Here is a 14,218-nt window from a genome sequence, read left to right as displayed (position 1 = left end):
CACGCAAAGCGATAGTCCTCTCACGTCGGGGCTTCTGCGGGCGCGGCGGCAGGTCATGCGGGTTGCCCAAACATGCCTTCAGCCGGCTGCCGCCGCGCCGAATCCTCCGGTGAGCTGTGGGATATGGACAATGCGAGATCGGGCGGTACGAAGAGCTCCCGGGTGGCCAGGCGCAGTCTCTTGTCGGTAGCCGCCGCCGGAGTGGTGCTTTGGCCATGGGACGCCGTGTTCGCGGACAGTCGGGTCCCGGGGTTCCTTCTCGAACGGTCGGCGACCAAGGGGACCCCCGCAACAGGGGCGAGCCACGCGGTGGAGGCGGCTCAGGCGGTGGAGGTGACTCAGGCGGTGGAGGTGGCTCAGGCGGTGGAGATCGGCCGGGCAGCGGAGCCGACCCGCGCGGCCGCGGCCACCTGGCAACGGCGCATGCCGCCCACGCCGTCGTTCCCGGCCACGATCGATGCGTACGCCCGCTATCAGGGTGGTACGACCTGCAGTCCGACCAACAAACTCGGTCCGGCCGCGCTGAAGAACATCGTGATCGAGACGTACGGCAACCGGGCCTGGAGCATCGCCCGGCCGTGCTCGAGCTCCAGCATCAACGAACACAAGGAGGGCCGTGCGCTCGACGTCGCGTTCAACGCGTTCAACGCGTCGAGCCGGAAGAACGCCAACGACTTCCTCTACTGGCTGCTGCGGCCGGACGTTCACGGCAACCGGCACGCGTTCGCCCGCCGGCTCGGGATCATGTACGTCATCTGGAACCGGAAGATGTGGCGGGCGTACCGGCCGGACGCCGGCTGGCTGTGGTACACCGGCTCCAACCCGCACACGGACCATATCCACCTCAGCTTCAGCTGGGCTGGTGCCCGCCGCGAGACAACCTGGTGGACCCTCCGCTAGAAGCACCACCTTCTCGTGATCATGATCGTGATCATGAAAGGTTTTGTCGGCGTATCTGCCGCTTTCCTTCATGATCGTGGTCACTGTCGGACGTTGCCGCAGGTCGCGCCGGACGCTCGCAGGTCATTCCGGACGCTCGCAGGTCGCTCCGGACGTTGCCGGAGGTCACTGTCGGACGCTGTCGGACGTGGCCGGAGCTCACGGCCGGACGTGCCGCAGGTCTCGCCGGGTACTGCTGGACGGTGCACGATCAGGGTTCGAGTTCAGCCAGGCTGGTCAGATCAGCGGCCGACGGCAAGGCCTCCCGCTCGTCCGGCCGATTGCGCAGGACGTCGTTGACGTAGGCGCGGGCTGCCTTGACCAGAGGGATCTCATTGCCGGCCCGCTCCGAGAGATACCAGCGGTGTTCGAGGACCTCGTGGAACACCTCCGCCGGTTCGAGCCGGCCGCGCAGGTCGGCCGGTACCTCGCGTACGACAGGTTCGAACACCTCGGTCAGCCACTGGTGCGCGACGATCTCCTCGTCCTCGTTCTGTTGGTCGGTCGCCGCCCGGAACGCGTCGAGGTCGTTGAGCAACCGCCGCGCCTGGTTCTCCTCGACGTCCAGGCCGGTCAGCCGGAGCAGCCGCCGGCTGTGGTGGCCCGCGTCGACCACTTTGGGTTGGATCCGGATGTGCCGCCCGTCGAAGTCGGTGTGGATGTCGAGTTCGGCGACGTCGAAGCCGAGCGCGTTGAGTCGCTGGATCCGGTGCTCCAGCCGGTAGAGCTCCCCGGTGTCGAACTCCTCGGGCGCGGTGAGCTCCTCCCACAGGCGCTCGTAGCGGCGTACGACGGTGTCGGCGAGCTCGAGCAGCTCGATGTCCTCGGACAGGAATCCGCCCGCCTGCAGGTCGAGCAGCTCGCCGAAGATGTTGGTGTGGGCGAGCTCGAGGTCGTACGAACGCTGGCCAGGCGACAGCTCGTCGTGCAACTCCCCGGTCTCGGCGTCGACGAGATAGGCCGCGAATGCCCCGGCGTCGCGTCGGAACAGTGTGTTGGACAGCGAGCAGTCGCCCCAATAGAAGCCGGCCAGGTGCAGCCGGACCAGCAGGGCCGCGAGCGCGTCGACCAGGCGTACGACCGTGTCCGGGCGCAACGTCCGGGAGAAGACCGCGCGGTACGGAAGGGAGAACGACAGGTGCCGCGTCAGCAGGATCGGCTGGAGCGGTTCGCCGTCCGCGGTCAACCGGTCGAGCACCACACCGACCGGCTCCACCGCGGGCACGTCGAGACGTTCGAGATCGCGGAGTAGCCGGTTCTCACCCACGACGTACCGTTCCTCAGCCTCCTTCACCGCGTAGACGTGACCGCCGAGCCGGACAAATCGGACGACGTGGCGGGAGATGCCTCGAGGGAGTGCGACCAGGTGCTGGTCAGGCCATTCGGCGAGGGGTATGTGCCACGGCAGGGCGAGAAGGCCGGGATCGGCGGGGACTGAGACGAACCGAGGCATGACACCAGTAAACCGGCTTGTCGCCGAAGTGCGACTCGTGGCGTCCGCCCAGTTCCGGGTGATGCCGCCACGTTCCATGTCGTGAAGGTTTGCGGCGTATGCGCAGACAGAAGTTTCATGATCACGATCATGATCACGGGGGTGCGGGCTAGCGGGCTACCGGGCCGTGGGTACGTACGGCCTCAAAAGCGTCGGGGCCCACCGGAGGAAAACCGGTGTGCCCCGACGACGTGCCATCTCCTGACGGCGCGGGTGAGTCGTCAGCTGACGCGCTCTCCCGTGGCCGTGGAGAAGAGGTGGATCCGCTCCGGGTCCGCGGCCAGCTTGACCTTGACGCCCTTCTCAGGCGGGCGGCGGGCGTCGATCCGGGCGATGATCTCCTTCTGCTCCTCGCCATCGCCGTTGAGCAGACCGTAGAGGAACGCGTCAGCGCCGAGCTCCTCGACGACCGCCACCTCGACGGTGAGGCCGTTCTCCTCGTCGCCCACGATCCGGAACGCCTCCGGGCGAATCCCGACCGTGACCGCCGTCTCGCCGCCCAGCTTGCTGCGCGAGGACGCCTCGAGCGGAACGGTGTAGGCGCCCACGTCGATCCCGGTGTTGGTCACCTTGCCCTCGAGCAGGTTCATCGCGGGGGAGCCGATGAAGCCGGCGACGAACAGGTTGTTGGGCTTGTCGTAGAGGTTGAGCGGGGTGTCGTTCTGCTGGAGCAGACCGTCCTTGAGGACCGCCACCCGGTCGCCCATCGTCATCGCCTCGGTCTGGTCGTGGGTGACGTAGACCGTGGTGATGCCGAGCCGGCGCTGGAGGGCGGCGATCTGGGTACGGGTCGAGACACGCAGCTTGGCGTCGAGGTTGGACAGCGGCTCGTCCATGAGGAAGACCTTCGGCTCCCGGACGATCGCGCGGCCCATCGCGACCCGCTGCCGCTGACCACCGGAGAGGGCCTTCGGCTTGCGGTCGAGGAACTCCTCCAGGCCCAGCAGCTGTGCCGCCTCGCGCACCTTCTTGAGGCGCTGGTCCTTCGGGACGCCCTGCATCTTCAGCGCGAAGCCCATGTTCTCGGCAACGCTCATGTGGGGGTAGAGCGCGTAGTTCTGGAAGACCATCGCGATGTCGCGGTCCTTCGGCGGAAGGTGCGTGACGTCGCGGTCGCCGATGCGTACGGCGCCGTCGTTGATCTCTTCCAGACCGGCGAGCATCCGCAGGGACGTGGACTTGCCACATCCGGAGGGTCCGACGAGAACCATGAACTCGCCGTCCTCGATCTGCAGGTCGAGCTTGTCGACCGCGGGCTTGTCAGAGCCTGGGTAGGTCCTGCTCGCCTGGTCGTAGGTCACTGTGGCCATGGGTTTCTTTCCCTTCACCGGCAGGAACGTGCCGGACGATCCGAGCAAAGGGCGGCTGACGACCCCCGAGGAGGGGGCGCCACGGGCAGCTCATGGTGACACGCCTTTCATCGTGCTGTCATCCATCAGGTACGCAACCAGCCCGGAACTGGTCGGGGACGGGTCGGAGCAGAGTCGGACGAACCTCGCAGGGGCCGACCATGATCAGGTGCCGAGGTCCGCGGATCAGACCGGGAGGAACCGGGAACCGGGGAGGAAGCGGGAACCAGGTCGCCGGGAACCAGGAGGAACCGCCGATTTCTTGCACACGGACACGTCCGGCCGAGGTGGTCGGACCATGCGACCGTCCGTGGGAACGAGGTCCAGTCCCCCAGGACTGAGGCAGAATTCTTGCGAAGACTTTCTGCAAGTTCTGACGGGAGGCTCTGGCAGATGCATTCCGGTCCCGGCCCCATCGCCGGCAGCGCACGGGAGCCTGGCTCAGGTACCGGCACGGGCAAGCGCGCCCGGCTTGTCGACATCGCCGCGCAGGCGGGGGTGAGCGAGGCGACGGTGTCTCGCGTCCTCAACGGTCGCCCCGGCGTCAGCGCGCCGACGGTCCAGGCGGTGCTCACGGCGCTCGACGTCCTCGGTTACGAGCGGCCCACCCGGCTGCGCCAACGCAGCGCCGGCCTGGTCGGTCTCGTCGTACCCGAACTCGACAACCCGATCTTCCCGGCGTTCGCCCAGGTGATCGAGACGACGTGCGGCCAGCACGGCTACACCCCAGTGTTGTGTACGCAGACACCGGGCGGCGTGGGCGAGGACGAGTACGTCGAAATGCTCCTCGACCGGGGCGTCTCGGGCATCATCTTCGTGTCCGGACTACACGCCGACGTTTCCACCGACACCTCGCGCTACCAGAAGCTGACGGGCCGCGGACTGCCGGTGGTGTTCGTGAACGGGTACGTCTCCTCGGTCGAGGCGCCGTTCGTCTCCACCGACGACACGGTGGCCACCGAACTCGCCATCCACCACCTCGCGAGCCTCGGCCACCGGCGGATCGGCTTCGCCAGCGGACCGGACCGTTACGTACCCGCCCGGCGCAAGCTGGCCGCGTTCCGGGCCTGCCTCGACGAGCCCGGACTGCAGTCGACCGGGGTGACCGGCGTCGTCGAGCAGTCGTTGTTCTCGGTGGAGGGTGGCCATGCCGCGGCGGTTCGGCTGTTCGACGAGGGCGTCACCGGCGTCGTCTGCGGCTCGGACCTGATGGCGCTCGGCGCGATCAGGGCGGCGCGGCAGCGCGGGCTCGATGTGCCTGGCGACATTTCGGTCGTGGGGTACGACGACTCTCCGCTCATCGCGTTCACCGACCCGCCGTTGACCAGCGTGCGGCAGCCCGTACACGCGATGGGGCTCGCGGCGGTGCGGGCGCTGATCGACGAGATCAACGGGCACGGCGCACCCAGGGCGGAGTACCTCTTCCGTCCCGAACTCGTCGTACGCGGCTCCACCGGCCCCGCGCGCCCTCGCTGACGGGCTGACCGGCCGGGTTCAGCCGGCGCTCGGGATGGTGACAGGCGCCGCGGAGGTCGCAGTGGCGGCGGATGTTCACAGTGGCGGCGGATGTTCACAGTGGCGCGGAAGTTCACAGTGGCGGTGGAAGTTCGCAGTGGCGCGGAAGTTCACAGTGGCGGTGGAAGTTGGCGACCGTCCGCTTGTCCGCCTGTCCCCGGCTCCTCATCCGCCCGGCCGGCGGCCTTTCCCTTGTCTCCGGCCTCTCCCCTGTCGCCGGCCTCTCCCTTGTCGCCGGCGTCGCCCATGTTCGCGCTGACGCCTTTCCCCATGCCCTCGCTGAACGCCTGTGTGACGCTCTGGAGCGCGGTCGTGACCTCGCTCGGAATGACCCAGAATGTGTTGCCCTCGCCCTGTGCGAGCTGCGGCAGCACCTGGAGGTACTGGTAGGCGAGCAGCTTCGGGTCAGGGTCGTTGCGGTGGACCGCCTGGAACACCCGGTCAATCGCCTTCGCCTGGCCATCCGCTCGCAGGATCGCAGCCTGCTGGTCGCCCTCCGCGGTCAAGATGGTGCCCTGCTTCTCGCCCTCCGCGGTCAGGATCCGCGCCTGGCGTACGCCCTCGGCGGTGAGGATCGCGGCACGCTTCTCGCGGTCGGCGCGCATCTGCCGTTCCATCGAGTCCTTGATCGACGGCGGAGGGTCGATCGCCTTGAGCTCGACGCGGTTGACCCGGATGCCCCACTTGCCGGAGGCCTCGTCGAGGACGCCACGCAGGGTGGTGTTGATGTGTTCGCGCGACGTGAGGGTCTTCTCCAGGTCGATGGCGCCGATGACATTCCGCAGCGTCGTGACCGTGAGCTGCTCGATGGCCTGGATGTAGTTGGCGATCTCGTAGGCCGCTGCTCGCGGGTCGGTGACCTGGAAGTAGAGCACCGTGTCGATGTGCACGACCAGGTTGTCCTCGGTGATCACCGGCTGCGGCTGAAACGACACCACCTGCTCGCGCAGGTCGATCAGGGGGCGTACGCGGTCGACGAACGGGATCACGAAGTTCAGGCCGGGCTCGAGAGTGCGAAGGTACCGTCCGAGGCGCTCGACATTGCCGGCCCGCGCCTGCGGCACGATGCGTACCGACCGCACCAAGATCATGACTGCGACGATGGCCAGCACCAGCCCGGCAATCAGTTCGGCCATGGTTCCTCCCAGGGATGTACGAACGCGGTCGCCCCGTCGATGGCGAGCACCTCGACCGTCGTCCCGTCAGGGCGGATGAGTTTCGGGTCGTACGAACTGGCTGTCCGCTCCACGCCGCCGAGCGCGAGACACGTGATCGCGGGCGCGGTAGAACGGATTCCTGGGCCCAAACCGAGCGTGGCGACGAGCGCGGCCACGGTTCCGAGTGCCGCGGTGGCTATCGACCAGACGACCCACACCTGCATGGGCTCACCCGCTCTAGGCTGAAGCTCCTGTTGACACCGTAGCTCCAGTTTGCGTTCGCCGCTGACGGCTGCTTGATGGGTCCGAACGTGGCCGGCCCGAACGCGGGCGGTGGCGCACATCCGACGCTGAGCTCGCGTACTGGTCATCCGGAGGGTCGGCACTCGGAGGCACGCGGCTAGGCTTGGGCCGATCTCGCCAGCGTGGCGCAACTGGTAGCGCACCCGACTTGTAATCGGGCGGTTAGGGGTTCAAGTCCCCTCGCTGGCTCCATCGCTGACCTGCGTATATGTACCTCCGGTGGGACTCACCCGGTCGCGAGTGACGTGGCGTGACATCATCTGTGACGCGAGACGTCGTATGCTGGCGTTTGTGCCGAGACCCTCCGGAGCCAGGAAGCGAGCTCGAGGCGGCATCGACCGCCTACGCAGCGGTGCTCTGCGCGTGCGGGTCTACACCGGTAAGGACCCCATCACCAAGCGGCGCCACTACATCAGCGAGGTGATTCCGCCGGGGCCACGTGCCGCGACGCTCGCTGAGAAGGCTCGGACACGTCTGCTCAACCAGGTCGACGAACGGCGGAACCCTCGGACGAGTGCCACTGTTTCCCAGTTGCTGGAGCGGCACCTGTCGATGTTGGACGTTGGCCCAAGCACATTGAAGGGCTATCAGACCTACGTGCGGCGGCACGTCGAACCGTTCATCGGCACGGTGAAGGCTGGCGAGCTCGACGGGGATGTGCTCGACTCTCTGTATGCCGAGCTCCGCCGGTGTCAGGAGCACTGCGACGGAAAGCCCAGCGTGGACCACCGCACTCGCGGTCCACACCAGTGCGACGAGCACGAGGGATCGGCGTGCTCACCTCCCGATCCCAGCTGCCGCGCGTGCAGTCGTCGCTGTCGATCGCATATGTGCCGTCCCCTGGCCGATTCGACCCTCCGCCAGATCCACTACTTGTTGAGCGGCGCGTACAAGCGGGCGCTGCGCTGGCGTTGGGTGGCCGTCAATCCAATCAGCCAGGCAGAGCCGCCGCCTCCGCCGCGGCCGGAACCCCGGCCGCCATCAGCTGATGAGGCAGCCTGGCTGGTGAACGAGGCGTGGCGTGACCCGGACTGGGGTGCGCTGGTCTGGCTGGCGATGACGACGGGCGCTCGGCGCGGGGAGCTGTGCGCGCTGCGATGGGACGCTGTTGATCTCGACAATGAGGTCCTGGTACTGCGTGCCAGCGTGGCCAAGGACGACAAGGGTCGCTGGTACCTGAAGGACACCAAGACTCATCAGCAGCGCCGGGTCAGCGTCGACGCCGGGACTGTCGCCGTGCTGCAGAGTCATCGTGCACGTGTCGAGGAGCGGGCCTCGCTTCTCGGTATCGAGCTCGCTCCGGATGCCTTCGTCTTCTCGCTCTCGCCTGACCAGAGCACGCACCTGCAGCCCGGTTCGCTCACCCAGCGGTACAGCAAGATGGCGAGCCGGCTGGGTATCGACACCCATCTTCGTGCGCTGCGCCACTACAACGCCACGGAGCTCATCGCCGCCGGTGTGGACGTCCGAACAGTCGGCGGACGGCTCGGCCATAGTGGCGGCGGTACGACGACGCTGCGGGTGTATTCGGCCTGGCGGGAGGAGGCCGACCAGCGCGCCGCCGCCAACCTCGCCGTACGCATGCCAACCCGGCCGAGCGCGACTGCGGTCAGGATCGTCGAGATAAATCCGACGAGGCCGCACGAGCAGATCGCCGTAGCCTTGCGCGCCGAGATTCTCTCCGGAGCCCTACGTCCGGGCTGGCCGGTGCCCACGCTTATTCAGTTGGCCGCCAGGTTCGGTGTTTCAACCGCCACGGCGCACAAGGCAGTATCAATGTTGAACGAATGGGGCTTGGTCGACGTCGCTAGCGGACGCCGGACACTGGTACGGAAGCTCCTCTTGCCGCCAGTCGCATACGGCGCATCGGGACCCGCTGAAGGCTTAGACAGTCCAGGTGTCGAGAACGCCGGTGTACTGGCGCCTGGAATGCTTGACCTGGAGATCCGCCGTTTGGGCAAGCCGATCAGCATGGTGTCGACCGAGGTCGATCCGACAGACGCTTCCGCGCTCCGACAACTCCTCCTGGACGCCGTGCGGCGAAGCGGTGGCCACGTCGCCGATGTCGGCGACTACGAGATGGTGGTCCGCAGATCGCGCGACTCCGAGGTCATCAGTACCTTCGTTACTGCTGCGACTTGAGATTCGATCCGGTAGGTAGGTCGAGCGTCGACAGGGATGCCATCTGCTCGTCTATGCCGTGGAACGGCCGCACGTAGGTGCTTCGTGAGTACCTGGGGCAGCACAGCGAGCCTCTCATCGAGCTTGTTCACGGCATGCCGAGAAGCCTGAGCTCCGCTCCGCTTGGCGCGGACCTGGTCGTATCTGTGCTGCTGGGCGATGCCGGCGGCGTTGAGTCGGCCGAGAGCTGCCTGCGCGGCATTGAGTACTTCCTCGGCCCGGTCACAGTCGTCGCTGAAGAGTAGGTCGCCGATCAGCTGGGTGTGGTGATCGGCGAGATCCGTCATCACGATCAACCGTTTGGCGGCATCGCCGGCGAGCAGCTGTGGAACGAGTGTCTGAGTGGCTGCTAGCTCGGCGAGGAACGCCAGCCCGGCCCATTCCATCTCCACACCCTCTGGTGTGTTCGACTTCTTGACGATCACTGTGCAGGGGCGCCCGGGCGGTGGGTCGTCCAGTCTCGCGCGCAGTAAAGCGGCTGCGGCTCGGGGATGGTCGACAACGACGTCGACAAGCCTGAGGTTGACGGGGGTTCCCCACGCGCGCCGTAGCGCGTCCGTGGCCGCCTCGATGGTCTCGGTGTAGGGCACGGCGATCTTCTCCCGTGATCAGGTCGGCGAGAACTCTGCTCGATGGATGGAATCGGCGAGCGGACTGTGGAGCAGATCAGTGCTGCCTACGCGGAGTGTCCGGTGGCCAGGATCGTTGGGGGTGCGCTCATCACTGCCGCTGCCGCGTCGCCGATCGTTAGGTCGACCAGGGCGGCGCAGGTTCTCCTGGCGCATTCGCAGTCGAAGGTGCGGACCACCTTGTCAGGTTCGATGGGGGTAAGAGGGCGTGGCGAGCGGCTGGCGTATTGGTTCACGAGGGCCTGGTTTGCGTCTCGGAGCAGCCTCCGGTTCTCCTCGGATGTGACGGCTGTAGGGCCTTCGCTGATGCGATGAGCGAAGACACGCTCGACTTCGGCGATCGTCTCCTCGACGGTCAGCGGATCAACGAAGATTGTCGTGATGCTGGTTTCCGCGAGCTGTTCCACTATTGGTTCCAAGCTCTGCAGGTACGACCAGGGCACGTCCCCCCGGTGCCGCACCTGCAGTCTGGCGACTTGGACATCCCTCGACGGGATCAGCCAGACGGCCTGACTTTCCGGCTTCACCATCGCCGGCGTGATCGGTCCTCCCTCTGCCACGATCAGCGGAGCTGCCGGAAGCGAGCGCAGATCGTCGATGATCATCGGCTTGCGGTCGTAGTACTTGGCGCCCGGTCCGCGGGCTGGCAGCTCGACGCCAGCGGCGAGTGCGCGATCGCGGTGCACCCATGTTTGGGTGTCGGAGCTGTACCGGCGTAGGCCGTGACGTCGCGCCAGATGCCGGGCAGCAGTCGTCTTGCCGGCTCCAGCCGGCCCACCAATCCACAGGACGTTCGACAATTCCATGCGGCCTGCCTCCACGAAGGTTGGATCACCACAGACACAACAAGGGCGCACCTCGAACGGTCGAGCGCGCGAAGGCACATTCGTGCCCACCGTCCAGGTCATCGCTAGGCGACGAGCCGCGCTCTCAGCGCGTTGAGCTGGTTGTCGTGTAGGCCTCCCTGACGGAGGTACTGCTCGGTGCCGCCGTACTTGTCTTCGAGGTGCTTGAGTGCTGCGATCATCGTTTCCGGTCTCGCGGTGAACGACTCGGCCAGTTGGCTCCGTTCGGCTGGGTCGTTGATGAGGGCGAGCTGTTCGTCGAAGTGCACGCGCATCCGGTCGTCCAAGGCGGCGTAGTCAGCGGCGACCGCTTCGGGCGGTACCCCCGCGAGGCTCAGGGCCAAAGCGACCACGGTCCCGGCGCGGTCCTTGCCGGCATGGCAGTGGACGACGACTCCGCCGGTTGGCGCGTCTGCGATCGCGCCGACTGCGTCGGCGATGAGGTCGGGGTTGAGGTTGAGCATCGCCACATATTGCTGGTCGATGGTCTGGGTCGGGTCGTAGGGATCGCCCTCCCGCTCGATCGGCATGTTGCGGTAGAGCTGGTCGTTGGCGAAGGGAGACGGATCGCCTTCGCATTCCGGGGGCGTCCGAACGTCGATGATGCGGCTCACGGAGGTCTCCCGCACCGCCTCGACCCCGGCATTTGTCAGTCGTGTGAGATTGTCGGAGCGGATCAGCGCCCCTGTCGCGGTCTGGCGACCGTCGGTCGTGGGTAGGCCACCGAGATCGCGGACGTTGAGACAGTTTGGCCACTGCAGACGCATGGGTCCTGTCACAGGTACCTGTACCTCTTCCTTTCGACCGCCGGTCGGCCGAGTCGATGAGAGTTGCTATGGGGACACGAGTCTGCGTCATTCAGCGCCGAAACATAAGTCTTGAAGTTTCCACGCAAACCTGCGAAAAATGGAATGGAAGAAACAGGTTCGGTTTGATCAAGGCGTTTAGAATCGCAGGCTGACGACCACTTAGCCCGGATCCACCACATCCCCGCCCGTGGTGGATCCGGGCTTAGCCAATCCCGCGTGGTGACATGGCACAGGATCCCTCAGCTGAGCCTGCTTTCGCCGAGTTCGAGGTAGGTCTGAACGGCGTCTTCTGTTCCCCAGCGGATGCTCGCGTACAGCATGTTGAGGCTCTGGTGCGCCCAGTAGCGCCTGAGTGTCGTCGGGTCGAGGACGGCGGTGGCCATCTGTGCGGCGTGGTCGACTGCCTGCCGGGTGGGGTGTTGGTCGCCGTCGGCAGTCATGGCGGCGTGGCTGAGGTTGTGGAGCAGTTTGACCAGGCCGTAGTGGCGGTCGCCGCGGGCGACGCCGTAGTTCCAGTCGACCAGTCCCGAGATGGCTCCGTCGGTATCGAACAGGGCGTTGGGGACGGTGAGGTCGACATGTACCAGGTCGCCGCCCTCGATGGCTTGGCCGCCGTCGGCGGTGTCACGGATGTGGCGCAGGAGGCGTCGGGCGCGGGCACTGTGTCGTTCGATCAGCTCGGCAGGGATCGCGTCTGTGGGTCTGCCGAGGCTCAGGCGTGGGGTTGGAACGTCGGGTCGGCTTGCTAGTAGCCCAGCGAAGCGCTCGTTCAGAGTGATGAGTGCGTGGACATGAGGCGTGTCCGGAGCGGCAACTGTGGAGCCTGGGAGTCGCTCCTGCACGACGGCGATCGTCCCGTCGTCGAGTGGTAGCAGAAACTCGTGCTCGGGAACAGGCAGTCCCTTCGTCTTCAGGGCGGCGAGAACCTCGGCAGTCTGCTGCATGTGCTCCAACGTGGTGAGCGCCGTGGTCACAACCGCGTCGCGACCGTCTGGCCACCGCACGTAGGCGGCACCGGACTGGCCCTGCTCGACCAGTCCGAGGAGTTCGAGGTTGCAGCCAGCCCGCTCGTTGAGGGCGCGGACCGCATCACGACTCATCCCTACCTCACCTCGCCGTGTCTGTGCGCTCGTCGCAACCTAGTGAGTACGTGCCTGAGGAATGCGTCTCGCCGGTGACTGGCGTCCGGCCCCCAGTGAGCCAGGTTGGCAGGTGTGTTCAGAGCCGCTGAGAGGTCCCAGTAGTCCAGATCGGCGGGCAGCGGCTCGCTGCTGCTCTGCTGCCAGCCTTGCCGCAGAAGGTCTGCCCCTTGCTGGCCATGCTGCTGGGCAATCTCGAACCGCGCGTTGCCTAGGTCGAGGCCGGCCGGCCCACTGCCGGCGCCTTCCCAGTCGATCAGGACCGGCTTGCTTTCGGCCCAGATGACGTTGCCCAGAGCGACATCATCGTGGACCAACCCGGCTTGCTCGGAGCTGTGGGGGAGCTGGCCAAGTATCCGCTCGGCTTGCTGGATGAGAGGCGTTGTGGCTGGCACAGTGAGATAGCGGTCGAGTCGCTCCTGCGACCAGTTCGGGTGATCAGATATCAGACGGTGACACAGTTCTCGCCGCTCTCGGTCCGTGCCGGATTCATGGTGATCGATGTCATCCCGCTGTTGTGCACGAACAGCGACGTAATCGTCGCCTTCACGTGCTCGGGTTCGTGGCGGCAAGTCTGGATGGGGCGGAACCGAGACAGCGTGGACCGTTGGCAGTAGCGCTCCGAGCGCTCGCAGCCCAATCTCGTCGGTCGCCTGAGTCCCATCCGTCACCGCGGTGGTCATGAGCGCGAGGCGGCCGCAGCCGCCGGCCAAGTCGGCAGCGATCAGGCGTGGAGCAGGCAGCCGATGATCCTCAGCCAATGTGAGGGCGGTCGCCTCGGTGGACATCGAGGTCCTTACCGAGACGTAGCGCGTGGTTCGTCGGCCTGCCTGCTCGGCTGTCGGTCCGGTCTTCAGCACGACTTCGTGGGTGCCGGTTGCCGAAGTAACAGTGATGTGCCATGGCCCACGCTCACGCGGATTGTTGCGCAGTGCTTGGACTCTGACGGTTCGGCTGGGGGCTTTGAACTGAGCGGTCACCGACGTCAGCACGGACGGCGGTAAACAGGTAGCGGACATGGAAACTCCCCTTGTCGAAACATGATGGTGTGGGTTCATCGAGGTGCAACAGGACCGGCGTACAGCATCGAGCGATGCGATTACCCATCCGCTCGCTTGACCCTGTGGTATTTGCGGAACGGTGTATCGAGGAAGTACGCCTGCCCAGTGGATCGGTGAACTCCCATGGCAGCCCAACGAACTCGGCTTGATCGATACGGGGTAACCAGTCGGAAGTCTTCGCAGTTGGCGCGGTTCCGAGGGTATGCGCCCGAACTACTTGCATAGGTCAGTGACTTGTACGGCAGGAATAGTTCATCCAGCCAACTTTCGGTGGCGTCAATCAGACATTTGCCAGCATGAAATTAAGGACCTATTTCGGCGACTGCCCCGATCGCTTGTCAGATCTCGCTGTCCTCGGAGGGCCAGTCTGGTCACTACGAGAAGGAAAGAAAAGTCTTGTTCTTCTTCGTCCAACATGATGTGCTACGTGTGGTCACCCCTTGAGGAGGCGGCACGGTTCCGTTGTCGCACGCCTTTCCCACGACCCGACGCGACCGAATCGGGCGGTTGCACGGTTGAAACCGTTGGACGGATCGGCGATCGGTTCCTAGTACGGCGTGGCGTTAATGATTGGACGGTTGTTCCTGGGAGGATGCTGGTATGGCTCATCCTCCTGCTGCGGCGTTGGTGTTGCATGACGGTGATCGGGACGTTCTTGGTTCGTGGGTGCGATCGCATTCGGTGCCGGCGGGGTTGGCTCGGCGGGCTCGGATTGTGCTGCTGGCTGCGGACGGGGTGTCGAATACCGAGATCGCTGAGCTGGTTGGGGTGAGCAGGCAGACGGTGATCTCGCGGCGGG

At 66.0% G+C, this 14,218-nt stretch carries 13 protein-coding genes and 1 tRNA gene; 5 read left to right on the top strand and 9 right to left on the bottom strand.

Annotated elements, in window-relative coordinates; genetic code table 11:
• The first annotated feature begins 162 nt into the window (after window positions 1–162).
• Window positions 163–900, top strand: coding sequence for a VldE C-terminal domain-containing protein (locus ABNF93_RS12520; protein ID WP_349328139.1), 738 nt, complete (start codon window positions 163–165; stop codon window positions 898–900).
• 250 nt (window positions 901–1,150) lie between these two features.
• Here ABNF93_RS12520 and ABNF93_RS12515 read toward each other — a convergent pair whose 3' ends face one another.
• Window positions 1,151–2,392 (bottom strand): DUF4032 domain-containing protein, encoded by a 1,242-nt coding sequence (locus ABNF93_RS12515; protein ID WP_349328138.1) that lies wholly within the window; start codon window positions 2,390–2,392, stop codon window positions 1,151–1,153.
• 260 nt (window positions 2,393–2,652) lie between these two features.
• On the bottom strand, window positions 2,653–3,741 hold the full coding sequence (locus ABNF93_RS12510; protein ID WP_349328137.1) for an ABC transporter ATP-binding protein: 1,089 nt from the start codon (window positions 3,739–3,741) through the stop codon (window positions 2,653–2,655).
• Window positions 3,742–4,173: 432 nt separating this feature from the next.
• On the opposite strand from ABNF93_RS12510, the gene ABNF93_RS12505 reads away from it, so the two are divergent.
• Window positions 4,174–5,256, top strand: a complete 1,083-nt coding sequence (locus ABNF93_RS12505; protein ID WP_349328136.1) for a LacI family DNA-binding transcriptional regulator — start codon at window positions 4,174–4,176, stop codon at window positions 5,254–5,256.
• Between the two features lie 149 nt (window positions 5,257–5,405).
• Here the strand turns inward: ABNF93_RS12505 and ABNF93_RS12500 are convergent, their stop codons facing one another.
• Together ABNF93_RS12500 and ABNF93_RS12495 are read right to left on the bottom strand one after the other, a co-directional pair.
• On the bottom strand, window positions 5,406–6,431 hold the full coding sequence (locus tag ABNF93_RS12500; RefSeq protein WP_349328135.1) for an SPFH domain-containing protein: 1,026 nt from the start codon (window positions 6,429–6,431) through the stop codon (window positions 5,406–5,408).
• Window positions 6,419–6,676, bottom strand: a complete 258-nt coding sequence (locus tag ABNF93_RS12495; RefSeq protein ID WP_349328134.1) for a hypothetical protein — start codon at window positions 6,674–6,676, stop codon at window positions 6,419–6,421. The genes ABNF93_RS12500 and ABNF93_RS12495 overlap by 13 nt, the downstream gene beginning before the upstream one ends.
• Before the next feature lie 195 nt (window positions 6,677–6,871).
• On the opposite strand from ABNF93_RS12495, the gene ABNF93_RS12490 reads away from it, so the two are divergent.
• Window positions 6,872–6,947, top strand: a tRNA-Thr gene (locus ABNF93_RS12490).
• Window positions 6,948–7,046: 99 nt separating this feature from the next.
• Window positions 7,047–8,897, top strand: a complete 1,851-nt coding sequence (locus ABNF93_RS12485) for a tyrosine-type recombinase/integrase (protein ID WP_349328133.1) — start codon at window positions 7,047–7,049, stop codon at window positions 8,895–8,897.
• Here ABNF93_RS12485 and ABNF93_RS12480 read toward each other — a convergent pair.
• From ABNF93_RS12480 to ABNF93_RS12460, 5 genes are all read right to left on the bottom strand, one after another.
• Window positions 8,828–9,526, bottom strand: coding sequence for a hypothetical protein (locus ABNF93_RS12480; RefSeq protein ID WP_349328132.1), 699 nt, complete (start codon window positions 9,524–9,526; stop codon window positions 8,828–8,830). The two genes, ABNF93_RS12485 and ABNF93_RS12480, sit on opposite strands and share 70 nt — an antisense overlap.
• Window positions 9,527–9,612: 86 nt before the next feature.
• The gene (locus tag ABNF93_RS12475) at window positions 9,613–10,170 is read right to left on the bottom strand and encodes a hypothetical protein (RefSeq protein WP_349328131.1); all 558 of its coding nucleotides are present in this window, start codon (window positions 10,168–10,170) and stop codon (window positions 9,613–9,615) included.
• A 305-nt stretch (window positions 10,171–10,475) separates the two neighbouring features.
• Window positions 10,476–11,177, bottom strand: coding sequence for a tyrosine-protein phosphatase (locus ABNF93_RS12470; RefSeq protein ID WP_349328130.1), 702 nt, complete (start codon window positions 11,175–11,177; stop codon window positions 10,476–10,478).
• A 281-nt stretch (window positions 11,178–11,458) separates the two neighbouring features.
• A complete protein-coding gene (locus tag ABNF93_RS12465) occupies window positions 11,459–12,319 on the bottom strand; it encodes an aminoglycoside phosphotransferase family protein (protein WP_349328129.1) in 861 nt (286 codons plus the stop codon).
• Window positions 12,320–12,321: 2 nt separating this feature from the next.
• A complete protein-coding gene (locus ABNF93_RS12460; RefSeq protein WP_349328128.1) occupies window positions 12,322–13,146 on the bottom strand; it encodes a phosphotransferase family protein in 825 nt (274 codons plus the stop codon).
• A gap of 873 nt (window positions 13,147–14,019) precedes the next feature.
• Between ABNF93_RS12460 and ABNF93_RS12455 the strand changes: the two genes are divergently transcribed.
• Window positions 14,020–14,218, top strand: a 199-nt coding sequence (locus ABNF93_RS12455) for a helix-turn-helix domain-containing protein (RefSeq protein WP_349328127.1), incomplete at its 3' end; no start/stop codon positions are given.

The organism is Actinopolymorpha sp. B9G3 (assembly GCF_040120725.1).
Lineage (GTDB): Bacteria > Actinomycetota > Actinomycetes > Propionibacteriales > Actinopolymorphaceae > Thermasporomyces.
The sequence above is the reverse complement of the archived record's forward strand: the minus strand, read 5'-3'. Positions and strand labels throughout refer to the sequence as shown.

What these genes read in the sequence shown, in the direction of transcription:
- ABNF93_RS12515 (WP_349328138.1), bottom strand. Translation starts at nt 2,392, where the DNA reads ATGCCTCGGTTCGTCTCAGTCCCCGCCGATCCCGGCCTTCTCGCCCTG.
- ABNF93_RS12510 (WP_349328137.1), bottom strand. Translation starts at nt 3,741, where the DNA reads ATGGCCACAGTGACCTACGACCAGGCGAGCAGGACCTACCCAGGCTCT.
- ABNF93_RS12505 (WP_349328136.1), top strand. Translation starts at nt 4,174, where the DNA reads ATGCATTCCGGTCCCGGCCCCATCGCCGGCAGCGCACGGGAGCCTGGC.
- ABNF93_RS12500 (WP_349328135.1), bottom strand. Translation starts at nt 6,431, where the DNA reads ATGGCCGAACTGATTGCCGGGCTGGTGCTGGCCATCGTCGCAGTCATG.
- ABNF93_RS12495 (WP_349328134.1), bottom strand. Translation starts at nt 6,676, where the DNA reads ATGCAGGTGTGGGTCGTCTGGTCGATAGCCACCGCGGCACTCGGAACC.
- ABNF93_RS12475 (WP_349328131.1), bottom strand. Translation starts at nt 10,170, where the DNA reads ATGATCATCGACGATCTGCGCTCGCTTCCGGCAGCTCCGCTGATCGTG.
- ABNF93_RS12470 (WP_349328130.1), bottom strand. Translation starts at nt 11,177, where the DNA reads ATGCGTCTGCAGTGGCCAAACTGTCTCAACGTCCGCGATCTCGGTGGC.
- ABNF93_RS12465 (WP_349328129.1), bottom strand. Translation starts at nt 12,319, where the DNA reads ATGAGTCGTGATGCGGTCCGCGCCCTCAACGAGCGGGCTGGCTGCAAC.
- ABNF93_RS12460 (WP_349328128.1), bottom strand. Translation starts at nt 13,146, where the DNA reads ATGTCCACCGAGGCGACCGCCCTCACATTGGCTGAGGATCATCGGCTG.